The following is a 21,393-nucleotide window of genomic DNA, read 5'->3' on the forward strand; positions in this document are numbered from 1 at the left end:
GACCCCGGTTTCTTTTTGCCTACTGTGCGGATGGTCGGGGTCGGCCGTCAAACGTCAACCGTTCCCAGCTGTCTCATTCCATGACAGCGCTGTGGTCGATCTTGGCCGGCGTTCCCGGTTTGCGCAGCAGGAGCACCAGCGGGATGGCGGCCAGCGACAGGAGCATCATCAGCTTGAAGTCGTTCATGTAGCTGATAACAGTCGCCTGCAGCGTCACCACGCCGTCGAGCGCGGCGCGGCCGGCGGCGGTGTAGGGGTTCATCGCCTGGAAGATCGCCGGATCGTTGAACGCCTGGTTGAAGGGCGTCACATAGGTGGCGATGCTGGCGTGATTGATCTGCACATTCTGCGTCAGGAGCGCGGTGACCACCGATATGCCGACGCTGGAGCCGATGTTGCGCGACAGATTGTAGAGGCCGGTTCCTTCCGCGCGCCGCTCCGGCGCCAGCGTGGCGAAGGTTATGGTGGTCAGCGGCACGAACAGGAAGCCGAGCCCCGCCCCCTGGATGAACCCGGTGGAGATGATGGTCCATTGCGAAACGTCGGGCGTCCAGCCGGTCATGTCGTACATCGCCCAGGCGGTGATCAGCAGGCCGATGAGCAGCAGCCAGCGCGTGTCGACCTTGCCGATCAGCCGACCGACCAGGAACATGCAGGCCATCGTGCCAAGCCCGCGCGGCCCCATGACGATGCCGGCCGTCACCACGGGGTAGCCCATCAGCGTCTGCAGATAGGGCGTCATCAGCGCCAGCGAGGCCAAGTAGGTGATGCCGATTATGAAGATGAAGATCATGCCGACGGCGAAATTCCGGTCCAGGAACAGCCTCGGATTGACGAAGGTGTTGCGGCCGGTGAAGGTGTGGACGAGGAAGATGTAGAAGGCCGATGCGCAGATCACCGCCTCGACGATGATCTCGGATGACGAGAACCAGTTGAGCTGCTCGCCGCGATCGAGAAACATCTGCAAGGCAGCGATGGTGATGCTGAGCATGCCGAAACCCAGCCAATCCAGCCTCGCCCTGAAGTCCAGCTTGGTTTCCAGGACGTACAGCGACACGCCGGCGAAGGCCAGCGCGCCGATCGGCACGTTAATGTAGAACACCCAGCGCCAGCTGACATTTTCGGTCAGCCAGCCGCCGATGACCGGTCCCAGCACCGGCCCGACCATCACCGAAATGCCGAACAGCGCCATGGCGGAGCCGCGCTCTTCCACACTGTAGATATCGAGCAGGATGCTCTGCGAGAGCGGCACCAGGGCCGCGCCGAACAGGCCCTGCAGCAGGCGAAAGCCGACGATTTGCGGCAGCGATTGCGCGAAGCCGCACAGCACCGAGGCAACGACGAAGCCGGTGATCGAGGTCAGGAGGATGCGCTTGCGGCCGAAGCGGTTGGCGAGGTAGCCCGAAGGCGGCGTCATCACCGCCGCCGCCACGATGTAGGAGGTCAGAACCCAGTTGATCTGGTCGGCGCTGGCCGAGACGCTGCCCTGGATGTAAGGCAGCGCGACATTGGCGATGGTGGTGTCCAGCGCCTGCATGATGACGGCCAGGATCACGCAGGCAGTGATGGCGCCGCGATTGGCGACCACCGGCGTGGCAGCTGTCGCGGACGCGCTGGTCATGACTTTTGTCCGAACAGGCCGACGAGATTGGTGACGAAGTCGGGCAGGCCGCGTGCATGGCCCGTCTCGACGTCGACCACCGCGCTCATGCCGCCGCGCAGCGGCGGCTTGCCGTCGATACCATCGATCGTCACGCGCATCGGGATGCGCTGCACGACCTTGACCCAGTTGCCGGTGGTGTTCTGCGCCGGCAGCAGCGAGAAGCTCGACGAGGAGGCGGGGCTGATCGAGGCAACGGTGCCGTGCCACACGGCGCCCGGATAGGTGTCGACGCTGATCGTCGCCGTCTGTCCCGGCCTGACATAGGTCAGCTCGGTTTCCTTCGGCTCGGCCGCGATCCACAGGTCGGTCGACGAGACCAGGCTGAACGCCGGCTGCGAAGCCGGCAGGTACTTGCCGACCTGCAGCGCGTCGACATTGGTGACGATGCCGTCGAACGGCGCCTTGACCACGGAATCGCCGAGGTTGCGCTGCGCATCGTCGACGCCCGACTTGGCCTGCAGGTAGAAGGGGTTCTTCTCCACCGGCTGGTTGGCGTCGCCCCCGAGCTGGGCCAGCGTGGCCTGCGCCTGCGCCTTGGCGACGGACACTTTCTGGCGCGCGGCGACGAGGTCGTGCTGGGCGCTGTCGAAAGACGCCTTCGAGGCGGTGGAGGTCTTGAGCAGATCCTGCTGCCGCTGGAAGGCGGCCTCATAATAGGGGATGTCGGCTTGCGCCTGCTCGATCTGCGACAGCGACTGCTGGTAGCTCGCCTCCAGGGTCAGCACCTGGTTGCGCACGGTGCCGAGCTGGGCCTGGGCGGCGGCGAGAGCGGTCTCGAAGGAGGCCGGACGCAGGCGAAACAGCACGTCGCCCTTCTTCACGGCCTGGTTCTCATGCACGTCGATCTCCTGCACCGTGCCGGAGACGTCGGTGGAGACGCCGAGCGACTGGGCCTGGATATAGGCATTGTCGGTCGTCATCAGCTGGCCGCCGGTGACATAGTAATAGCCACCGACGACGAGCGCGACCGGAAGCAGGGCAAAAAGGACCGGCCGTGTCAGGCTGCGCTTCGGTTTGGCCGGAACAGGAGGGGCGACGGCGGCGGGGGCCTGCCGTGGCTGCGGCTCCTTGGCCGGAGCCTCGAGTGCCGCAGGCTCCAGGGCGGCCGGCGTTTCCAGCTCGTCATTGTCGATGACGACGTTGGCCCGCCGCTGCTCCCGCTCATTGTCGAGCTGGATGATCTGGTCGCTTCGACCCGATGGCGTCTCGTCTCCAGCGGGCTTTTTGGGATATGTTGATTCAGCCATGTATTTTCTCCCGGTCGACGGCCGGCTGGGTGCAAGCCGCGAGCAGATTGGATTTGATCAAGCTTAGGGTTTGCAGCAGACGCTGCTGTGTCTCAGGCGAAAGGCCGGCTAAGGCCTCGTCTCGACTTTTCTGGCCGTTGCCGCGCATGATCTCGAGCAGCGGACGGGCCTGCGGCTTCAGGTAAAGCAGCCACGCCCTCCGGTCGGCGGGATCGGGCCGGCGCTCGATGAGGCCGCGCGCCTCCATCTTGTCGAGCAGCCGGGCGAGCGTGATCGGCACGATCTCGATAAGGTCGGCGAGCTTGTTCTGGTGGATGCCTTCATGCAGCGAAAGGTACGCCAGCACCTGCCACTGGGCGCGGGTCAGCCCCGAAGCGCGCGACCGCTGCTCGAACCGCTTGCGAAGCAGGCGCGCAACGTCGTGCAGCACGAAGCTGATATTGGGGGAAGATGGCATGGCGGGAGATCGGGGTCGACAGGCAACTTTTCGTGAGCATGCTTATTATCATCATGCACATAATCCTGCTGGACGCCCCGCGCAAGACCGATTAAGCGTCGGGCAGGAAAAAACGCATGGGCCACGGCACCGCGAAGGCCGCCTGGCGATGTGGATTTGCCGGCAAGGATTTTGGCGATGAATTGGATTGGGATCGCGGCCGTCACGGCTCTCGTTGGGTGCCCCGGCGCTGCGGCTGCCAAGGATGCGGTCAGTTGTGGCGGCGCCGCCATGCTGGGCGGCGCACAGCTCAATTGCAGCCACGTCGAATCCAAGGCGCCGCCGCAGTTCTGCACGTTTAGCTGGGATCTACACACGATGGCGGGCGATCAAAAAGTCGTCGAAGGCAGCTTCATGCTGCCGCCCGGAGCGTCGAACGTGCAGGTGTATCAGGGCAGTGGGTTCGACAGCGCGCTGTCCAATCCGATCGTGATCTGCCGCGGCGACAAATGAGCATGGCGAGCAAGGAAGGCTCGCTCGTCAGCCGATTGGTGCTATAGGGCGGATCACGTTATTTTGACCAGGCGCGCGGATTGCGGATCGGCGTGGCTATCAATTCCTGGACGGACTTCGACATGGACGGACCCAACCCCGGCATCAAGCACCCGATCCCGATGCACACACGCGTCGGCTTCCTGAAGCCTCTGGTGACAGTGCCGAATATCGAGATCGGCGACTTCACCTATTATGACGACCCCGACGGGCCGGACAAGTTCGCCGAAAAATGCGTGCTGCATCACTATCCCTTCATCGGCGACAAGCTCATCATCGGCAAGTTCTGCGCCATAGCCGAAGGCGCGCGCTTCATCATGAATGGCGCCAACCACGCGATGTCCGGCTTTTCAACCTATCCGTTCAACATCTTCGGTCATGGCTGGGAAAACGGTTTTGACCCAGCCACGTGGTCGAAGGAAGTGCGCGGCGACACAATGGTCGGCAGCGATGTCTGGATCGGCATGGAGGCTGTGATCCTGCCCGGCGTGGAAATCGGCCATGGCGCCATCGTCGCCGCCAAATCGGTGGTGACGCACGATGTGCCGCCCTATGCGATCGTCGCCGGCAACGCCGCGAAAGTGGTCAAGATGCGTTTCGACGACAGGACGATCCGGCGGCTGCTGGCGGTGGCATGGTGGGATTGGCCGGTGGACAAGATCGGCCGCAACCTCGACCTCATCAGAGGCGCCGATATTTCTCTTCTGGAGGCAGCAGCTTGAACGTTCCCAACAGCACCGCGATCAGCACCGACCTGTTCACGCGCGGGTGGATCTTCATCCGCGGCGTGCCGGCCATGAAGTTCCTGCCGCCGGAAGGGCCGCCCGAGATCGCCTTCGCCGGCCGCTCCAATGTCGGCAAGTCGTCGCTGATCAATGCGCTGGTCAACCAGAAGGGCCTGGCGCGCACCTCCAATACGCCAGGGCGCACGCAGGAGCTCAACTATTTCGTGCCGGATGGATTTTCGGGCGAGGGCACCGACCTGCCGCCAATGGCGCTGGTCGACATGCCGGGCTACGGCTATGCCACCGCGCCCAAGGAGAAGGTGGACGAGTGGACCAAGCTGGTCTTCGATTATCTCAAGGGTCGGGTCACGCTGAAGCGGGTCTATGTGCTGATCGATGCCCGCCACGGCATCAAGGCCAAGGACGACGAAGTGCTGTCGCTGCTCGACAAGGCGGCGGTGTCCTACCAGATCGTGCTGACCAAGACCGACAAGATCAAGGCCGCCGGCGTGCCGCGGCTGATCGAGGAGACGCTGGCCAAGATCAAGAAGCGTCCCGCGGCGTTCCCGTTCGTGCTGGCGACGTCATCGGAAAAAGGCGAAGGCTTGGAGGAATTGCAGGCCGCGATCGTGCTCGCCGCCAATGGCGGGTAAAAAGCTGGGATAGGTCGGCCATCAGAACGGGCAGCTCTATCTCCCTGTTTTCTCGCATTCGGACGGAAACCTGCACGCAATTTCCTGGATTGCTTCTAAGGTTTCGCCTCGATTGCAATCATCTCGTGGCTTTCTTCCTCTGCCAGCCTTTCGGTGCCGTAGGCTTTCAGGAACATGTTGACGCCCGACCTGACGATGTGGTCGATCTCGTCCTGGGTCGGGGCCTTGGTGCGATAGGCGAAGATGCACTGCCGGAAAAGACCGGCCAGGCACAGTTCGGTGAACTGATAGGCGGCGAGGTCGACATCGTCGATCTCGAGCAAGCCGCGCTCGATGGCGGCGTTGAGGAACGTCACCACCTTGTCGTGGCCGCGCTTGGGCCCGCGTTCGTAAAAGCGCGCGCCCATGTCTGGTATTCTGTCGGAGGCGCCGATCACCGTACGCTGCGCCTGGATGACCCTGGCCGAGGTGATCTTCATCGACAGAACCTTGCCGAACTTCACCAGCGTCTGGCGCAAGTCGTCGGCGCGGTCGAGCATGTCGTACATGTTCTTGAAGATGGTGCCGCGCTCTTCCTCGATCAGCGCTTCGAACAGCTCTTCCTTGTTGGCGAAGTAGACGTAGATGGTGCCCTTCGAGACACCGGCCTCGCGGGTGATGTCATTCATCGAGGCGGCTTCGAAGCCCTTTTCGATGAAGACGCGGCGGGCGCCGTCGATGATCTGGCTGCGCTTGACCGGGTCCTGTCCAGCGGCCGGGCGACCGCGGCGCAGACCATCCAGCAGGTCTTCGCACGGATCGGTTTCGCTGTTGCGTACAATCTCAACCATAAAAGTCGGACCTCGAAATAATTCGAACCAACCGGTTCGATTGCCCCTTGATATGGTCCTCTTTACGCGCTATGTCAACGGCCTGATCGAACCGAACGGTTCAGTATTGTAACTTTAGAGAGATGTCATGTCCTCGACCGCGCCAACATCTGCCGAAGTCCGCCCTTTCCCCAACGCCAAGGTCGCGCCGGCGACGGAAGCTCCGGAAGTTCCCCTCCAGCCGGTCGTCGCACCGCCGCCGGCGGAAGCGCCGGCCAAGAAAAAGCGCTCGGTGCGCTCCTTCCTGCTGCCGATCATCGGCCTTGCCCTTCTGAGCGGCGGCGCCTGGTATGGCTATGACTACTGGACCACGGGCCGCTTCATGATCTCCACCGACGACGCCTATGTCCAGGCTGACATGGCGTTCGTCTCGCCAAAAATTTCCGGCTATGTCGACCAGGTCCTCGTCAGCGAGAACCAGCAGGTCAAGGCCGGCGATCCATTGCTGACGATCGACGCCGGCGACTACAAGATCGCCGTCGCCCAGGCCGAGGCGCAGATCGCCACGCTGGCCAAGACGCTCGACCGCATCGACGCGCAGACCAAGGCCGCGCAAGCCTCGCTTCAGCAGGCACAGGCGCAGAAGGTCGCCGATCGGGCCGCAGCCGACAATGCCGGCCGGGCCCAGCAGCGCGCCGCGCAACTGGTCAAGACCCATGTCGGCACGCAGGCACAGCTGGACGACGCCCAGACCGCGCTCGACCAGGCCAATGCCGCGCTCGTCGGCGCCGACGCACAGATCGCCGCCGCGCAGGCCAATATCGGTGTGCTCGAGGCACAGCGCGCGGAATCCGCCAGCACGCTGGCATCCCTGCAGCTCGGCCGCGACAAGGCCGCGCGCGACCTCTCCTTCACGGTGCTCAAGGCGCCTTATGACGGCGTCGTCGGCAACCGCTCCGTCGAACAGGGCGATCTGGTCAGCCCCGGCCAGAAGCTCGCCGTGGTCGTGCCTATGGACAAGCTTTACATCGTCGCCAACTTCAAGGAGACGCAGCTTGCCAGGCTCGTGCCCGGCGAAAAGGTCAACATTTCGGTCGACGCCATCGACGGCCAGCCCATCCAGGGAACCGTCTCCTCGCTGGCGCCGGCCTCGGGCGCGGTGTTCTCGCTGCTGCCGCCGGAAAACGCCACCGGCAACTTCACCAAGGTGGTGCAACGCGTCCCGGTCCGCATCGACGTGCCGGCCGATGCGCTGAAGACCGGCAAGCTGCGCGCGGGCCTGAGCGTCGTCGTCGCCGTCGACAGCCGTACCGCGCCTGCCGCCACCCGTAACTGATCGCTTTTCGGAGGGCGGCTTGGTGGCTGACTGAAGCACCGAGCCGCCCGGCCTACCTCAACGAGGCCCCAAGGAGGGCCAGGAAATGGCAACCGCAACCATCACCGCAGGATCGCCGCCGGCAATGCCGGCTGCCCCCGACACGATTTCGACGCGCCGCGTCATCGCTTTCCTGGCGATGGTGTTCGGCATGTTCATGGCGATCCTCGACATCCAGATCGTTTCGGCCTCGCTGGCCGAGATCCAGGCCGGCCTCAGCGCCAGCTCCGACGAGATCCCGTGGGTGCAGACAGCCTACCTGATCGCCGAGGTGGTCATGATCCCGCTGTCGGGCTTCCTCAGCCGCATGCTGTCGACACGCGTGCTGTTCACCGTCGCGGCGGCGGGCTTCACCGCGGCGAGCGCCCTTGCCGCGACCGCCACCAACATCGACCAGATGATCGTCTACCGCGCCGTGCAGGGCTTCATCGGCGGCGGCATGATCCCGAGCGTTTTCGCCGCGGCCTTCACCATCTTCCCGCCCTCGCGCCGTGCCATCGTCTCGCCGATGATCGGCCTGGTGGCGACACTGGCGCCGACCATCGGCCCGACCGTCGGCGGCTATATCAGCCACGCTTTTTCCTGGCACTGGCTGTTCCTTGTCAATGTCGTGCCGGGCATCCTGGTGGCGACCGCTGCCTGGTCGCTGATCGATTTCGACAAGCCCAATCTCAAGCTGTTCTCGAAGTTCGACTGGTGGGGCCTGGCCGGCATGGCGGCCTTCCTCGGCTGTATGGAATACGTGCTTGAAGAAGGCCCGAACAATGACTGGCTGCAGGACCAGGGCGTCTTCATCTGCGCCATCGTGATGACCATCGGCGCGGTGATCTTCTTCTGGCGTGTCTTCACCGCCGAGGAGCCGATCGTCGACCTCAAGGCGTTCAGCAACATCAACTTCGCCTTCGGCTCGCTGTTTTCCTTCGTCATCGGCATCGGTCTCTATGGCCTGACCTATCTCTATCCGGTCTTCCTCGGACGCATCCGCGGCTACGATTCGATGATGATCGGCGAAGCGCTGTTCGTCAGCGGCCTGGCCATGTTCCTCACCGCGCCCATATCCGGCATCCTGTCGAGCAAGATGGACCTGCGGCTGATGATGATGATCGGCCTGTTCGGCTTCGCCACCGGCACCTGGTGGATGACGCATCTGACCGCCGACTGGGACTTTTACGAGCTGCTCATCCCGCAGATCCTGCGCGGCTGTTCGATGATGCTGTGCATGGTGCCTATCAACAACATCGCGCTCGGCACCTTGCCGCCGGACCGGTTGAAGAATGCGTCGGGACTGTTCAATCTGACCCGCAACCTCGGCGGCGCCGTCGGCCTCGCCCTCATCAACACCGTGCTGATCGACCGCAATGCCTTCCACTATGCCCGGCTCTCCGAGCATGTGCAGTGGGGCAGTGCCGCCGCGCAGGCCAAGCTGCAGAACATGACGCTCAATTTCGAGCAGACCACCGGCCTCGACCCCACCAGTGCCGCGATCTCCAAGCTGTCGGGCATGGTCCACCAGCAGGCGGCGCTGCTGTCCTTCATGGATGTGTTCTATCTGCTGACGGTGCTGTTCGGGACGCTGGGGTTCTTCACCATGCTGATCAGGAAGCCGGCCGCGCCCGGTGGCGGCGGAGGCGGCGGGCACTGAAGCAAGGAATCGTGGCAGCGGTTTTCGGGAAGCTCCTCCAGTCCACGCCCGAAAGCTCCGACCCACGCAAAAAACTCCGGGCCGCAAAGCCCGGAGCTTTTTTATTGTCTTTGGGTCCTCAGGCGGTGGCGGGCTTGAAGGTCAGCGCCACCCCATTGATGCAGTGGCGCAGGCCGGTCGGCGCCGGACCGTCATCGAAGACATGGCCGAGATGGCCTCCGCAGCGGCGGCAATGCACTTCGGTGCGGGTCATGCCCAGCGACCGGTCCTCGGTCTTGCCGATGCCATTGGCGATCTCTTGCCAGAAACTCGGCCAGCCGGTGCCGGAATCGAATTTCGTCTCCGAGGGATAGACCGGCAGGTCGCAGCCGGCGCAGGCGAAGATGCCCTTGCGGTGTTCGTTGAGCAGCGGGCTGGTGCCTGGATATTCGGTGCCTTCCTTGCGCAGGACGTTGAAGGCGGCCGGCGACAGGATGGCTTTCCACTCGTCCTCGGTCTTGGCGACCTCGAATTTTTCGGCGGCCTGCGCGGCCTGCGGGCTGCCCATGCGCAGCATTGCTGCCGCGGCTCCGATGACGCCGATAGCGGCGGCACCGCTCAAAAGAAAGTCGCGACGGTTCATGACCAGTTCCTCCTGTCGTCTGTTTTGCCAAACTATGCCGCCGCCCGAAAGTCAAAAGCCGGTGACGGTTGCCCCAAACGACACTCCGCGCCGTCCACTTTCGATCGTGGGCGGCGCGGAGCACGCGTGTCGATTGCGGATCACGGGAGCGAGACGGCGCGATCGACGGAGAGCTCTTGCAGCAGGTTCGTCCGCGACAAGCGCCTCGTTACATCTTCGGCCCGATCACATCTTCGGGAGCAGAACCTTGTCGATGACGTGGATGACGCCGTTGGACTGTTCGACATCGGCGATGGTCACATTGGCGACATTGCCGTTCTCGTCGGTGACGGTGACCTTGCCACCGTCGGCCTTCAGCGACAGCTCGCAGCCGCCGACCGTCTTGACCTTGTGCGTGCCGCCATCGGCCTTGGCCATGGACACCACATCCGCCGCCATCGCCTTGGCGCCAATCACATGGCAAGTCAGAATCTTGACGAGCTTGTCCTTGTTCTCGGGCTTGAGCAGCGTCTCGACCGTGCCGGCAGGCAGCGCGGCGAAGGCTTCATTGGTCGGCGCGAAGACGGTGAACGGGCCGGCGCCCTGCAGGGTCTCGACAAGACCGGCCGCCTTGACGGCGGCGACCAGCGTCGTGTGATCCTTCGAATTGACGGCATTGTCGACGATGGTCTTGTTGGCCAACATGGCGGCGCCGCCGACCATCGGGTTTTCAGCATAAGCAGCCGTGGCAAGCGCGGAAACAGCGATCGTACCGGCGAGCAAAAGGGTGGCGAATCTACGCATTGTATCAAAACTCCTTGGGTTTCTCTTCCCATTTTTGGGGACGCAAGGAGATACGGAACACAGATGCGTGAGTTTCAGAATATTTCGCGGATTTTTGATTTATTTTCACTGTGGATGTATTTTCTGCCTTGGCAATTCGCCGGCTACCGGCCCATTTAGACATATGGAACCGAGATAGACTGAGCCTGTTCTATCCAGGCGCCGCCGGTGCGAAGGCTCGATCAGATGCCCTTCAAATCGCCCGCGGCAACCACCGGCCCGGTGGGCTGCCCGGTCGGCGAACCGCCGGTGGGTTCGAGGCTGACGGCCAGCACGGCGCCCTGCGCGAGTTTCCGCTGCGTGGTGGGCGAGACGCCAATATGCGCCGTCGCACCGGCCGGGATGACGCCCATCGAGACCGGCGCGTTCTTGCCCTCGATCATCCAGAGTTCGAAGTCCTTGCCGGCGGCGAGCGCGCCGGAAACATGCGAAAGGCTGACTTCACGCCGTTCGGAATCATAGACGGCGAGATACTTGACGTCACTGCCGTCGGCGGCCAGCGAAGCGACGAGTCGCGCCTGCGGCTGTTCAACCGGCCGGTTGACATAAGGAACGGCGACGTAGAGCGCCAGCGCGGCAACAGCCGCCACCGCAAGGCCGCGCCAGAAGGCGAGGCTGGACCACAGGCTTGCGCGCGGCTCGGCAGGCGTGGTGGCGGCGGATGAAAACAACCGGCGGTCGATCGCCGGCTTCACCGAAGCCGGGGGCTCGATTTCAAGATAGGCCGCGCCCAGCGGCGACAGGCGAACTTCCCAGCCGTCGACCAGCCGCGCGAAATCGGTCTCGGCGTCGATGCGCCTGGAGGCTATCTGCCGCTCTTCGACCGGCAGCACGCCAAGAACGTATTCGGCGGCGAACAGCTCGTCGCCTCCACGTTCCGGTCCGTTGTCCTCTGCCAGCGTCATCTTTCCAGACATTCCCTGAGCTTCATCAGGCTGCGGCGCAGCCAGGTGCGCATCGTGTTCAACGGCACGCCGTGGCGTTCCGCCAGTTCGGCATAGCTTTCGCCCTTGAGATAAGCGCCCCGGACGGCCGCCGCCCGGTCTTTCTCCAACTCATCGAGACAATGATGGATCCGCTCGGTCTCGTCGCCCGCCACCACCATCGCTTCAGGTCCCGGCGCCGGATCGGCCACGTCGAGCGCGGCATCGATATCGGCGGCAGGCTTGCGCCGCGCTCGGATGCGATCGATCGCATGATTGCGCGCGATTGCCACCAGCCAGGAGATCGGGCTCAGATCGGAGACAGCAAAGCGATCCGCCTTCGTCCATATCTTGACGAAGACTTCCTGCAGCGCTTCTTCAGCATCTCCCCGGTCGTTCAATACACGAAGGCATACGCCGAAAAGTTTCGCACTGGTGTGCCGGTAAAGCAGATCGAACGCTGCCCGATCTTTCATCGAAGTCCGGACGATCAGCTTGGTAATGTCCTGCGGCGTCATGCGCGCCAAATTAGGCAATTGGGCTGTATTTGCAACGCCGGAAATATGCTGTGCACCTAAAGTTCGGCGTCCGCACACCTGCCCCGAGACAGTGTCCCGGTTTGAAGTCAAAAGCTGGCAATCGCGTTTGAGGCGCTTCCCCCGACATGCTACGCTTCAGCCGAAGCAAGGGAGATTTGTCATGGGATTGGTGCTCGCCAAACCTGAGGATGTCGCCACTGCCTTTGCCGATGCCTGGAATAGACACGATATGAACGACTTCGCGGCGTTGTTCGCCGACGACGCCAATTTCGTCAATGTCGTGGGCATGTGGTGGAAGAACCGCACCGAGATCGAAAGGGCGCACCGCGCAACTCATGAAACCATGTTTCGTGACAGCCGATTGAAGGGTGTTGTCTCGTCAGTTGTTGAATTGTCTTCCGGCATTGCATCGGTGCACTATTCATGGATCCTGACCGGCGCATCCGCTCCGGACGGCTCATCCGCCGGAAAACGAGAAGGCATTCTGCTTCTGGTTTTGAAGGAAGAACAGTCGGGCTGGCGGATAAAGGTTGCCCAAAACACCGACATTGTTCCGGGGGCGATTGCGCCCCCTTCCAACGCCGGGAGATAGCCGTTTAAAAGTCGCCGCCAAACTCCAAACTGAGACACTATCAGCCTGGATTGCCAAGGGAATTGCCGCTGACTAGCTTGGCAGCAATGGGGGCGCGCACATGTCGGTCGAACGAATCCTTTGGGAAGAAGACGCAACCGGCCTTGCCGGTCTGGTGCGCAGGGGCGAACTATCGGCGATCGAGTTGACCGAAGCGGCGATCGCCCGTGCCGAGGCCACCCGCCCCGAAATCAATGCCACGGCCGAGCCGCTCTACGAGGCGGCACGGACCCGGGCAAAGAGCATCGACCGTTCGCTGCCGCTGGCTGGGGTCCCCTTCGCCATCAAGGATCTCGGCATCGCCATCAAGGGCGTGCCCTCGCATGGCGGCAGCCGCATTCCGGCCTGGGTGCCCGATTTCAACTCGGTGATGACCGAACGCTATCTCGCCGCCGGGCTGATTCCGATCGTCACCTCGACGTCACCCGAGCACGGGCTGCGGCTGATGACGGAATCCAAGGCCTTTGGCGTCACCCGCAATCCCTGGAATACCGGCCACACCACCGGCGGCTCGTCGGGCGGTTCGGCAGCCCTGGTCGCCGCCGGCGTCGTGCCGGTGGCGCATGCGTCGGATGGCGGCGGCTCGATCCGCGTGCCTTCGGCCTGCAGCGGCCTTGTCGGCCTCAAGACCTCGCGCGGCCGTGTCCCGTTGTCCCCACTGGTGAGCGAAAGCTGGTACGGCATGGTCGTCGATCACGCCGTCACCCGCTCGGTGCGCGACTGCGCGCTGCTGCTCGACCTCACCCATGGTGCGGATACGCTCGCGCCTTATGCCGCGCGCCCGCCAAAAAGCTCGTTCGCCGCCGCTGCCGCGCGGGATCCCGGCAAGCTCACGCTGGCGGTGTACCGCAAGTCGCCGCTGGGCCTGCCGATTTCGGCCGAGACGCTGAAGGCGCTCGACATTGCCGTGGCACTCGCCCGCGAGGGCGGCCATTCGGTCGAGGACATCGATCTGCCTTTTATCGGCCGCGATTTCTTCGCCGATTTCTGCACAACGGTCGCCTCCGCCGTCGCCGGCTCGTTGCGGGGTGAAGCGCTGCGCGTCGGCCGCTCGGTGACGGGCGACATCGAGCGCGCCACGCGCGTGCTTGGCCGGTTGGGCGAGATGATCTCGGCCGGCGAAACCTATGCCGGCCTGCAGCGCCTGCATGCCACCTCGAGGCAACTGATCACGGAGACCGCGCGCTATGACGCGGTTCTGATGCCTGTTATCGCGCACCCGCCGCTCGCCTGCGGCGCCATGGATCCGAAAGGCGCCGATGAACTGATCGAAAACCTGCTCGACAAGCTGCACCTCACCGCGCTGCTCAGGATCAAGCCGCTGTTCGGCCAGTTGATGGACAAGAGCCTTTGGTTCACGCATTGGCCGGCGATCCACAATGTCAGCGGCCAGCCGTCGATCGCGCTCCCCGTCCATGTCACGGACGCCGGCCTGCCGCTCGGCATCCAGGCCGCCGGCCGGCCGGGCGACGAGGAAACACTTTTGTCGCTCGCCGCGCAGATGGAGAAAATCTCGGGCTGGCTGACGCGGCGGGCGCCGCTGATGGTGCCGTCACAATGACGACACCGTGAACCGACTATGACAGCAAAGCCATTTGCGGCTCGCGTCAATTCCCGCTAAGACGCCGCCGTCCTTACCTGATGCATGTCGCCCAAAAGTGCCCAGCGGTTTGGGACAACGACATGCATAAAACCAAATACCAGGGAACCACGCCGATGTCGGACGTCGCCGCCACCGCCGAAATGCAGGCCGCCCTCTTGTCGCGCGCGCTGCCCTACATGCAGCGCTACGAGCACAAGACGGTCGTGGTGAAGTATGGCGGCCATGCCATGGGCGATCTCGAACTCGGCAAGGCCTTCGCCCGCGACATCGCGCTGCTCAAGCAGTCCGGCGTCAACCCAATCGTCGTCCATGGCGGCGGACCGCAGATCGGGGCCATGCTGGCCAAGATGGGCATCGAATCCAAGTTCGAGGGCGGCCTGCGCGTCACCGACCAGAAGACGGTCGAGATCGTCGAGATGGTGCTGGCCGGGTCGATCAACAAGGAGATCGTCGCGCTGATCAACGCCGAGGGCGAATGGGCGATCGGCCTGTGCGGCAAGGACGGCAACATGGTGTTCGCCGAAAAGGCGCGCAAGACGATGATCGACCCCGATTCCAACATCGAGCGCGTGCTCGATCTCGGCTTCGTCGGCGAGCCGGTCGAGGTCGACCGCACGTTGCTCGACCTTCTGGCGCGCTCCGAAATGATCCCCGTGCTGGCGCCGGTCGCGCCCGGCCGCGATGGCCATACCTACAACATCAACGCCGACACTTTCGCCGGCGCCATCGCCGGCGCATGCAAGGCCTCGCGCCTGCTGTTCCTCACCGACGTGCCGGGCGTGCTAGACAAGGACAAGAAGCTGATCGACGAGTTGACGGTCGCCGAGGCCAAGGCGCTGATCAAGGACGGCACGGTTTCCGGCGGCATGATCCCCAAGGTCGAGACCTGCATCGAGGCGATCGAGCGTGGCGTCGAAGGCGTCGTCATCCTCAACGGCAAGACGCCGCATTCGGTGCTGCTCGAACTGTTCACCGAACACGGCGCCGGCACGCTGATCGTGCCATAATGCTTGTTGTCAGCCGGCTAACCTTCTGCCTGGCAGGCCGCGATTTACGGCCGCAGGAAGCTCCGGCTTTGTAACCGGCCGCCGGACAACCATCGATTCCTCCTCAGTGTCCTGCGGTGCGCCCCAGAATTCCGCGAGCGTCGGGCCGCCTTTCACCCGGCGGTCGGTCACCAGAAAACCCCAGACCTCGCGGAACCAGACGCGGCGACCCATCTGCGTGTACCAGCGCATCGAATGCCGCTGCTCGGGATCGGGGTGGAACAGGATGCGCGCCAGCGCCTTCGGCCTCGACTGCACGGCGAGCTCAATCAGCTTGACCGAGAAGAACAGCATCCACGGCTTCAGCCGGGTCATGTGCAGCACCTGGTGCTTGTAATCCCACAGGCGGGCATCCGTCTGGATCACCTTGCGATCCCGCGCGATGCGGAAAAACGGCGTCCAGCGATGCGGCGTCACATAGAGCGCCTGGATCTGGTCGGGGTCATAGGCGAGGAGCTGGCGAAAGCCGCGCCACAGATCGCGAAATCCCTCATCCTCGAAGCCGGCGACCCAGGTTGCCATGGACAGGATGCCGTGCTTCCGCAGCAGCCGTATCGCTTCACGATCGGACGAGGTACTGCCGCCCTTGTGGATCAATTGCAGCGTCTGCTCGTCGGTGTTTTCCATGCCGAGCAGCCAGCGGATGACACCGGCCTGGCGGTAGAGGTGCAGCATATCGGCATCGCGCACGATATCGTCGGCGCGGGTCGAGCCGACGATCAGCACCGCCACGTTCTCGGCAATCAAAGCTTCGAGAAAGGCGCGCCAGGCCTTTTTAGAAACTGTCGGATTTTCATCCGCCAGGTTGATCAGTTCGACGCCATGCTCGCGGTGCAGCCAGGCGATCTCCTTGGCGAACTTGACTGGGTCGCGATGCCGCCAGCGGGTCCAGAAGCCGCGCTGGCCGCAATAATTGCACAGATGCGGGCAGCCGCGCGAAAACTGCATGACCACCGCACGCTTGCCTCCCCAGTAGCTGTATCTGCGGTGGTCGATCAGCTCCCAGCCGACGCGGTAGGCGTCGAGGTCGGCGATGGTCATCGCCGCTTGCGTAGCGAAGGGACGGTCAAGATCGTCGCGGCAGGCGATGCCGGCAACGCTTGCCGGCGGCTGGCGCATCTCCAGCGCCTCGACCAGCGCCACCACGGTCGCCTCGCCCTCGCCGCGCACGATGAAGTCGAAGGCGTCGGTTGACGCCAGGATGTCGCGCCAGTGATAGGTGGGGAAGACGCCGCCATAGAGGATGATCGTCGCCGGCGCGCGCGCCTTGACCATCCCGGCGATCAACAAGGCGGTCGGATGTGCTGAGGTCGAGCCGGAATGGCCGATCAGAACGAAGTTGGGACAGTCCTTCAGGGCTTCCGCGACAACCGAGGCGAGCGGCATCGGCCCGAACTCGGCATCGACGAGCCGCACCTGATGACCGGCGTCGAGCAGCGGGCCGCCGATCGCCAGCAGGCCAAGCGGCGGCAGGTGACCGTCCGGCACGCGGCTGCCGATGGCGGTGTGCGGCGGATTGATCAGGACGATTTTCATGGCGGACCTCCTGGAGTTGGTCCGCGCAATGCTGGCCGGCGATAGTGCCGCCCTATTGGCCCGTTTCAGCAGTTTGCTTGCAGCTTTTCCGCAGAAACGCGGATGCGCATCACCGCCTGAGATGGGCGAGCGGCGTGTGGCCGGGTCCCTTGATGTTCTGCAGCACCAGTTGCGTGTGGACGTCGCGCACGCCGTCGAGCCGCATCAGCCGATGCATGACGAAGGCGTTGAGCTCGTCGACCGATGGCACCATGACATGCAGCAGGAAATCGTGGTCGCCGGTCATCGTCCAGCACGACGACACCTCATCCATGCGCTGAACGGCGGCAATGAAGCTCTCGGGCGAGCCGTCGCTGTGGCTGACGAGGCGAACCTGGATGAATACCTCGACCATCAGGCCGACGGCGCGGCGGCTGATCACCGCGGCAAAGCCCTTGATGATGCCGGCTTCCTGCAGCGCCTCGAAGCGCCGCGCGCAGGGCGTGGTGGAGAGGCCGACCTCCTGCGCCAGCTCGGAAACGGCTTTGCGACCGTTGCGTTGCAGGACATCCAGCATCTTGATCTCGAAATCGTCGAATTGAGGCATTTTCACTCCTCCCACGTGAATTGTGAGTGAATAGTATCTCGAATGTGGCGGAGGAGCCACCATCAAAACCGAATTGCCTCGGCAGATCGGGTTAGCCTTGCGGCACGTCAACCATTGATGCGAGGAGAAAACCCATGACGACGATGAGCGTTGCCGAATACGCCCGCGACTGCGCGGCGCAAGGGTTGCGCGGGGACTATTCGGTGTGCCGCGCGGATTTCACCGTGGCGCAGGCTTATGACTATTCGACCGAGGAGCAGGCGGTGTGGCGCACGCTGTGCGACCGCCAGACCAAGCTGACGCAAAAGCTCGCCCATCACTCCTATCTCGACGGCGTCGAGAAGCTCGGCCTGCTCGACTGCATCCCCGATTTCGAGGACGTCAGCACCAAACTGCGCAAGCTGACCGGCTGGGAAATCGTCGCCGTGCCGGGCCTCATCCCGGCCGCACCGTTCTTCGACCACCTCGCCAACCGCCGCTTCCCGGTCACCAACTGGCTGCGGACCAAGCAGGAACTCGACTACGTCGTCGAGCCGGACATGTTCCATGACTTCTTCGGCCATGTGCCGGTTCTCTCGCAGCCGGTGTTTGCCGATTTCATGCAGATGTATGGCAAGAAGGCCGGCGACATCATTGCGCTGGGCGGCGACGAGATGATCACCCGGCTCTACTGGTACACGGCCGAATATGGCCTGATGCAGGAGAACGGCCAGAAGCTGAAGGCGTTTGGCGCCGGTCTGATGTCGTCGTTCACCGAGTTGCAGTTCGCTGTCGAGAGCAAGGACGCCCACCATGTACCGTTCGACCTGGAAACGGTGATGCGCACCGGCTACGAGATCGACAAGTTCCAGCGCGCCTATTTCGTGTTGCCGTCCTTCGACGCCTTGCGCGATGCCTTCCAGACGGCGGATTTCGAAGCGATCGTCGCGCGCCGCAAGAGCCAGCCGGCGCTCGACCCGGCGACGGTCTAAAACATAAAGCGCGTCGCATGAATCTGTCTCAACGCGACGCGCTTTGGACGCTTTGATCGCGCTGGGCTATTGCATGGCAGCGGGGTTCATCCACAGGAGCTCCCAGACGTTGCCGTCAGGGTCTTCGATGTGGCGGTTGAACATGAAGCCGAGATCCTGAGCGGGGTTGGGATCGGCGCGGCCGCCGGCCGCGACGCCCTTCTCGATCGTGGCATTGACCTCGTCCTTGCTGCTCGCGGTGAGTGCGATCAGCATCTGGCTGTCACGCCTGGCGTCGCCGATCTGGCGGGTTGTGAACTGGCCGTAATGCTGGTGCGTCAGCAACATCACCCCGATCGCGTCGGAAAACATGACCGAACTGGCCTGGTCGTTCGAGAACTGCGGATTGAGCGTGCCCCCGATCGCGAGATAGAAATTGGTCGCTGCCTGCAGATCCCGCACCGGCAGATTTATGAAGATCATCTTGGTCATCGGTCTAAGCCTTGCCTTCGTTGACAGGTACTAGTCAGTCCAGTACCGTTTCATGGGCTACCACAAGAGAACGGTACCGTCTAGTACTGGTTAAGAGGGCGCCATGAAAATCGACGGTGAGACCAGATCGGCTCGCAAGGATCGTGAGATCATCCAGGCGGCCACGGCGGCGTTCACCAGCAAGGGATATGACGGGACCAGCATGGAGGAAATCGCCACCAAGGCGGGGGCCTCCAAGCAGACCGTCTACAAGCATTTCACCGACAAGGAGACGCTGTTTGGCGAAGTCGTTCTGTCAACCGCTACCCAGGTCAATGACATCATCGAGTCAGTGACGACGCTGCTTTCCGAGGCGAAATTCATGGAAGGCGGCCTGCAGCAGCTTGCCCGACGCCTGATAGCGGTTCTCATGGATGAAGAGTTGTTGAAGCTGCGGCGCTTGATCATCGCCAACGCGGATCGAATGCCGCAGCTTGGCCGCGCTTGGTACGAAAAGGGGTTTGAGCGCATGCTTGCCTCGACGGCGTCCTGCTTTCAAAAACTCACCAGTCGAGGACTGATACAAACAAGTGATCCCTATCTGGCAGCCAGCCATCTTTTTGGAATGCTTCTTTGGATCCCCATGAATGAAGCCATGTTCACGGGAGGCAACCGGCGCTCCAAGGCCGAACTGGAACGCCACGCGGATGCCTCGGTGGAGGCATTTCTGGCCGTCTACGGAGTCCAGCCGAACTAGTCGCGTCCCCTGCCCACGTTTGCAGGGGTCGAGGACACCACCATGTGCCTTTCGACCCGCAAACAGTGATGCGCACCGGCTACCAGATCGACAAGTTCCAGTGGAACGGCCGGCCGCCGGGACATTCCGCCATTCCTACAGAGCGTAGATGGTCCGGTTGAACTTCGTCTCCATCACCACGTGGGAAGCGGTTTTGACGACGCCGCTGATTTCATTCAGGGCATTCACCTCCCGGTTCAGCTTCTCGAGCGTCTCGGCGGCAAGGTGGATGATCAGATCCCATTCACCGGTTATGGCATAGACCGCCTGGATCGAGGGCATCGCCTTGATCCTTCTGGAGACGTCCGGATAACTCTTGTTGTTCAGGGAGGCGAGGGTGAAACAGTGGACGGCGTTCTGGGCCACCGTCTTGGCCAGCCGCACGGTATAGCCTTCGATGATGCCGCCGGCCTCCAGCTTCTGGATCCGCTCCTGCAGCGCTGTCCGCGACACGCCGAGCTGCCGTGCCAGTGACGCGACCGGCTCACGCGCGTTCTTCTGCATCAGCGCGAGCAACTGACGATCCTTCTCGGTCAATTCCACAAACAAAACCTCTCGCTCGATCCGCTTAGTAACCACCGCGCGATCCTATCGGCTGAACAGCCCTCGCGACAATCCGCAATACTGGCAGCGGCGAACGGAACAAGGCCAACTATCCGGCACTTTGTCATCCCAAGGGACGCAATGACTGCGCGATCGCCAATATCCCGCATTTCGCCGGGTGGAACCCTTCTTTTTGCGACCTGACTGTCTGGAGTCACGAACGCCGGTCCGTCAGGAGGAATCAGCTTCGGCTGTGATGGGCAAAGTCCGAAACCGATCCGGTTGCACCTGCAGCTGAAGCGCTGAGGTTCGACGTCGGCCACTCAACCTATCAGTTCAACCACAAGGGAGGGATAACTTTGAAAAAACTGCTCAATTTGGCCGTTCTTGCCGCCGCGACATTCGCCATCACGACGGCAGCCATGGCCGGTGAAACCCTGGACCGCGTCACGTCGAAAAAGGCGATGGTCATCGCCACCAACGCGGCCTGGCCTCCACAGAGCTTTCTCAACGACAGCAACGAACTCGCCGGTTTCGACATCGATGTCTCGCGCGAGATCGGCAAGCGGCTTGGCGTCGAGGTCTCGTTCGAAACGCCCGACTGGGCGACGCTGACCGGCGGGCGCTGGCAGGGACGCTACGACCTTGGCGTCGGATCGGTCACGCCGACAAAAGCCCGCTCCAAGGTGATCGACTTTGCCGGCATCTATTATTACAGCCCCTACGTCTATGTCCTGCACAAGGACAGCGGCGCTAAGTCGGTCGCCGATCTCAACGGCAAGATCATCGGCGTCGAGACTGCCACCACCTCGGAGGATTTCATCCGCCGCAAGCTCGAAATCGACGCGCCTGGCCTGGCTCCCATCGAATACAAGCTCGAGCCGGGCGAGATCCGCACCTACGCGGATTCCATGCTTCCCTTCGATGACCTGCGGCTTGGCGACGGCGTGCGCCTGAATGCCGTGATCGCGCCGGAACAGACGGCGCAGAATGCCATCAAGAACGGCTATCCCGTAAAGATCCTGGAAGGCGAGTACGCCTTCCGCGAGCCGCTCGTCGTCATCGCCGAGAAGAAGGATCCCGAGTGGACCGCGAAGGTCGGGGGCATCATCACCGAAATGAAGACGGACGGCACGCTCGCCGCGCTGACCACGAAGTGGTACGGCAAGGACTACAGCGCCAAGTAATGTCATTCCGCCGGCTGCCTCCTCGGCAGCCGGCGG

23 protein-coding genes are annotated in these 21,393 nt (G+C 63.0%); 11 read left to right on the top strand and 12 right to left on the bottom strand.

Annotated elements, in window-relative coordinates:
* Positions 1-73 precede the first annotated feature (73 nt).
* From LB554_RS08470 to LB554_RS08480, 3 genes are read right to left on the bottom strand one after another with little or no spacing between them, the layout of a single operon-like run.
* Positions 74-1,621, bottom strand: coding sequence for a DHA2 family efflux MFS transporter permease subunit (locus LB554_RS08470; protein WP_224584105.1), 1,548 nt, complete (start codon positions 1,619-1,621; stop codon positions 74-76).
* Positions 1,618-2,910 (bottom strand): HlyD family secretion protein, encoded by a 1,293-nt coding sequence (locus tag LB554_RS08475; protein WP_140615182.1) that lies wholly within the window; start codon positions 2,908-2,910, stop codon positions 1,618-1,620. Before LB554_RS08475 ends, LB554_RS08470 begins: the two co-directional genes overlap by 4 nt.
* A complete protein-coding gene (locus LB554_RS08480; RefSeq protein ID WP_140615184.1) occupies positions 2,903-3,367 on the bottom strand; it encodes a MarR family winged helix-turn-helix transcriptional regulator in 465 nt (154 codons plus the stop codon). Before LB554_RS08480 ends, LB554_RS08475 begins: the two co-directional genes overlap by 8 nt.
* Positions 3,368-3,544: 177 nt before the next feature.
* Here LB554_RS08480 and LB554_RS08485 point away from each other — a divergent pair, with 177 nt between their 5' ends.
* The 3 genes from LB554_RS08485 to yihA all read left to right on the top strand — a co-directional run bounded on the left by LB554_RS08485 (position 3,545) and on the right by yihA (position 5,276).
* Positions 3,545-3,859: a hypothetical protein gene (locus LB554_RS08485; RefSeq protein WP_015314398.1), complete on the top strand. Its 315-nt coding sequence runs from the start codon at positions 3,545-3,547 to the stop codon at positions 3,857-3,859.
* Positions 3,860-3,981: 122 nt separating this feature from the next.
* The gene (locus tag LB554_RS08490) at positions 3,982-4,620 is read left to right on the top strand and encodes a CatB-related O-acetyltransferase (protein WP_181171067.1); all 639 of its coding nucleotides are present in this window, start codon (positions 3,982-3,984) and stop codon (positions 4,618-4,620) included.
* The gene (gene yihA / locus LB554_RS08495) at positions 4,617-5,276 is read left to right on the top strand and encodes a ribosome biogenesis GTP-binding protein YihA/YsxC (protein WP_140615186.1); all 660 of its coding nucleotides are present in this window, start codon (positions 4,617-4,619) and stop codon (positions 5,274-5,276) included. The genes LB554_RS08490 and yihA overlap by 4 nt, the downstream gene beginning before the upstream one ends.
* 95 nt (positions 5,277-5,371) lie before the next feature.
* On the opposite strand, the gene LB554_RS08500 is transcribed toward yihA, so the two are convergent.
* The gene (locus LB554_RS08500) at positions 5,372-6,106 is read right to left on the bottom strand and encodes a TetR/AcrR family transcriptional regulator (protein WP_140615188.1); all 735 of its coding nucleotides are present in this window, start codon (positions 6,104-6,106) and stop codon (positions 5,372-5,374) included.
* Positions 6,107-6,233: 127 nt separating this feature from the next.
* On the opposite strand from LB554_RS08500, the gene LB554_RS08505 reads away from it, so the two are divergent.
* Together LB554_RS08505 and LB554_RS08510 are read left to right on the top strand one after the other, a co-directional pair.
* Positions 6,234-7,421, top strand: a complete 1,188-nt coding sequence (locus tag LB554_RS08505; RefSeq protein WP_224584107.1) for an HlyD family secretion protein — start codon at positions 6,234-6,236, stop codon at positions 7,419-7,421.
* Between the two features lie 85 nt (positions 7,422-7,506).
* Positions 7,507-9,102: a DHA2 family efflux MFS transporter permease subunit gene (locus LB554_RS08510; RefSeq protein ID WP_411962618.1), complete on the top strand. Its 1,596-nt coding sequence runs from the start codon at positions 7,507-7,509 to the stop codon at positions 9,100-9,102.
* A gap of 118 nt (positions 9,103-9,220) precedes the next feature.
* Here LB554_RS08510 and msrB read toward each other — a convergent pair whose 3' ends face one another.
* The 4 genes from msrB to LB554_RS08530 form a co-directional block, all read right to left on the bottom strand.
* The gene (gene msrB / locus LB554_RS08515; protein ID WP_140660134.1) at positions 9,221-9,724 is read right to left on the bottom strand and encodes a peptide-methionine (R)-S-oxide reductase MsrB; all 504 of its coding nucleotides are present in this window, start codon (positions 9,722-9,724) and stop codon (positions 9,221-9,223) included.
* A gap of 225 nt (positions 9,725-9,949) precedes the next feature.
* A complete protein-coding gene (locus tag LB554_RS08520) occupies positions 9,950-10,507 on the bottom strand; it encodes a fasciclin domain-containing protein (RefSeq protein ID WP_140615193.1) in 558 nt (185 codons plus the stop codon).
* A gap of 221 nt (positions 10,508-10,728) precedes the next feature.
* Complete coding sequence (locus LB554_RS08525; protein WP_224584229.1) at positions 10,729-11,451, bottom strand: anti-sigma factor domain-containing protein; 723 nt, start codon at positions 11,449-11,451, stop codon at positions 10,729-10,731.
* Positions 11,448-11,987 (bottom strand): sigma-70 family RNA polymerase sigma factor, encoded by a 540-nt coding sequence (locus LB554_RS08530; protein WP_140615195.1) that lies wholly within the window; start codon positions 11,985-11,987, stop codon positions 11,448-11,450. The genes LB554_RS08525 and LB554_RS08530 overlap by 4 nt, the downstream gene beginning before the upstream one ends.
* A gap of 181 nt (positions 11,988-12,168) precedes the next feature.
* Between LB554_RS08530 and LB554_RS08535 the strand changes: the two genes are divergently transcribed.
* The 3 genes from LB554_RS08535 to argB all read left to right on the top strand — a co-directional run bounded on the left by LB554_RS08535 (position 12,169) and on the right by argB (position 15,249).
* Positions 12,169-12,600 carry an SgcJ/EcaC family oxidoreductase gene (locus LB554_RS08535; RefSeq protein WP_015314408.1) on the top strand — a complete coding sequence of 144 codons (432 nt, stop codon included), beginning with the start codon at positions 12,169-12,171 and terminating at the stop codon, positions 12,598-12,600.
* Between the two features lie 100 nt (positions 12,601-12,700).
* Positions 12,701-14,200, top strand: a complete 1,500-nt coding sequence (locus LB554_RS08540) for an amidase (protein ID WP_224584109.1) — start codon at positions 12,701-12,703, stop codon at positions 14,198-14,200.
* A 155-nt stretch (positions 14,201-14,355) separates the two neighbouring features.
* A complete protein-coding gene (gene argB / locus LB554_RS08545) occupies positions 14,356-15,249 on the top strand; it encodes an acetylglutamate kinase (protein ID WP_140712454.1) in 894 nt (297 codons plus the stop codon).
* 9 nt (positions 15,250-15,258) lie between these two features.
* On the opposite strand, the gene bchE is transcribed toward argB, so the two are convergent.
* Both bchE and LB554_RS08555 read right to left on the bottom strand, forming a co-directional pair.
* Complete coding sequence (gene bchE, locus LB554_RS08550; protein WP_224584111.1) at positions 15,259-16,824, bottom strand: magnesium-protoporphyrin IX monomethyl ester anaerobic oxidative cyclase; 1,566 nt, start codon at positions 16,822-16,824, stop codon at positions 15,259-15,261.
* Positions 16,825-16,933: 109 nt separating this feature from the next.
* Positions 16,934-17,410 (bottom strand): Lrp/AsnC family transcriptional regulator, encoded by a 477-nt coding sequence (locus tag LB554_RS08555; protein WP_140615204.1) that lies wholly within the window; start codon positions 17,408-17,410, stop codon positions 16,934-16,936.
* A 134-nt stretch (positions 17,411-17,544) separates the two neighbouring features.
* Here LB554_RS08555 and phhA point away from each other — a divergent pair, with 134 nt between their 5' ends.
* The gene (phhA, locus tag LB554_RS08560) at positions 17,545-18,381 is read left to right on the top strand and encodes a phenylalanine 4-monooxygenase (protein ID WP_140615206.1); all 837 of its coding nucleotides are present in this window, start codon (positions 17,545-17,547) and stop codon (positions 18,379-18,381) included.
* A gap of 66 nt (positions 18,382-18,447) precedes the next feature.
* On the opposite strand, the gene LB554_RS08565 is transcribed toward phhA, so the two are convergent.
* The gene (locus LB554_RS08565) at positions 18,448-18,852 is read right to left on the bottom strand and encodes a VOC family protein (protein ID WP_015314414.1); all 405 of its coding nucleotides are present in this window, start codon (positions 18,850-18,852) and stop codon (positions 18,448-18,450) included.
* A gap of 103 nt (positions 18,853-18,955) precedes the next feature.
* On the opposite strand from LB554_RS08565, the gene LB554_RS08570 reads away from it, so the two are divergent.
* The gene (locus LB554_RS08570) at positions 18,956-19,588 is read left to right on the top strand and encodes a TetR/AcrR family transcriptional regulator (RefSeq protein WP_015314415.1); all 633 of its coding nucleotides are present in this window, start codon (positions 18,956-18,958) and stop codon (positions 19,586-19,588) included.
* Between the two features lie 135 nt (positions 19,589-19,723).
* Here LB554_RS08570 and LB554_RS08575 read toward each other — a convergent pair whose 3' ends face one another.
* Positions 19,724-20,170 carry an Lrp/AsnC family transcriptional regulator gene (locus LB554_RS08575; protein WP_224525312.1) on the bottom strand — a complete coding sequence of 149 codons (447 nt, stop codon included), beginning with the start codon at positions 20,168-20,170 and terminating at the stop codon, positions 19,724-19,726.
* A gap of 422 nt (positions 20,171-20,592) precedes the next feature.
* On the opposite strand from LB554_RS08575, the gene LB554_RS08580 reads away from it, so the two are divergent.
* The gene (locus LB554_RS08580) at positions 20,593-21,357 is read left to right on the top strand and encodes a transporter substrate-binding domain-containing protein (RefSeq protein WP_224584230.1); all 765 of its coding nucleotides are present in this window, start codon (positions 20,593-20,595) and stop codon (positions 21,355-21,357) included.
* Positions 21,358-21,393: the final 36 nt, after the last annotated feature.

This window comes from Mesorhizobium sp. CO1-1-11 (assembly GCF_020164995.1).
GTDB lineage: Bacteria > Pseudomonadota > Alphaproteobacteria > Rhizobiales > Rhizobiaceae > Mesorhizobium > Mesorhizobium australicum.

Coding starts and splice junctions, on each gene's coding strand:
- LB554_RS08470 (WP_224584105.1), bottom strand. CDS start 1,621: ATGACCAGCGCGTCCGCGACAGCTGCCACGCCGGTGGTCGCCAATCGC.
- LB554_RS08490 (WP_181171067.1), top strand. CDS start 3,982: ATGGACGGACCCAACCCCGGCATCAAGCACCCGATCCCGATGCACACA.
- LB554_RS08500 (WP_140615188.1), bottom strand. CDS start 6,106: ATGGTTGAGATTGTACGCAACAGCGAAACCGATCCGTGCGAAGACCTG.
- LB554_RS08505 (WP_224584107.1), top strand. CDS start 6,234: ATGTCCTCGACCGCGCCAACATCTGCCGAAGTCCGCCCTTTCCCCAAC.
- msrB (WP_140660134.1), bottom strand. CDS start 9,724: ATGAACCGTCGCGACTTTCTTTTGAGCGGTGCCGCCGCTATCGGCGTC.
- LB554_RS08530 (WP_140615195.1), bottom strand. CDS start 11,987: ATGACGCCGCAGGACATTACCAAGCTGATCGTCCGGACTTCGATGAAA.
- LB554_RS08485 (WP_015314398.1), top strand. CDS start 3,545: ATGAATTGGATTGGGATCGCGGCCGTCACGGCTCTCGTTGGGTGCCCC.
- argB (WP_140712454.1), top strand. CDS start 14,356: ATGTCGGACGTCGCCGCCACCGCCGAAATGCAGGCCGCCCTCTTGTCG.
- LB554_RS08520 (WP_140615193.1), bottom strand. CDS start 10,507: ATGCGTAGATTCGCCACCCTTTTGCTCGCCGGTACGATCGCTGTTTCC.
- LB554_RS08525 (WP_224584229.1), bottom strand. CDS start 11,451: ATGACGCTGGCAGAGGACAACGGACCGGAACGTGGAGGCGACGAGCTG.
- LB554_RS08510 (WP_411962618.1), top strand. CDS start 7,507: ATGGCAACCGCAACCATCACCGCAGGATCGCCGCCGGCAATGCCGGCT.
- LB554_RS08535 (WP_015314408.1), top strand. CDS start 12,169: ATGGGATTGGTGCTCGCCAAACCTGAGGATGTCGCCACTGCCTTTGCC.
- LB554_RS08555 (WP_140615204.1), bottom strand. CDS start 17,410: ATGCCTCAATTCGACGATTTCGAGATCAAGATGCTGGATGTCCTGCAA.
- LB554_RS08565 (WP_015314414.1), bottom strand. CDS start 18,852: ATGACCAAGATGATCTTCATAAATCTGCCGGTGCGGGATCTGCAGGCA.
- LB554_RS08570 (WP_015314415.1), top strand. CDS start 18,956: ATGAAAATCGACGGTGAGACCAGATCGGCTCGCAAGGATCGTGAGATC.
- phhA (WP_140615206.1), top strand. CDS start 17,545: ATGACGACGATGAGCGTTGCCGAATACGCCCGCGACTGCGCGGCGCAA.
- bchE (WP_224584111.1), bottom strand. CDS start 16,824: ATGAAAATCGTCCTGATCAATCCGCCGCACACCGCCATCGGCAGCCGC.
- LB554_RS08540 (WP_224584109.1), top strand. CDS start 12,701: ATGTCGGTCGAACGAATCCTTTGGGAAGAAGACGCAACCGGCCTTGCC.
- LB554_RS08580 (WP_224584230.1), top strand. CDS start 20,593: ATGGCCGGTGAAACCCTGGACCGCGTCACGTCGAAAAAGGCGATGGTC.
- LB554_RS08480 (WP_140615184.1), bottom strand. CDS start 3,367: ATGCCATCTTCCCCCAATATCAGCTTCGTGCTGCACGACGTTGCGCGC.
- LB554_RS08475 (WP_140615182.1), bottom strand. CDS start 2,910: ATGGCTGAATCAACATATCCCAAAAAGCCCGCTGGAGACGAGACGCCA.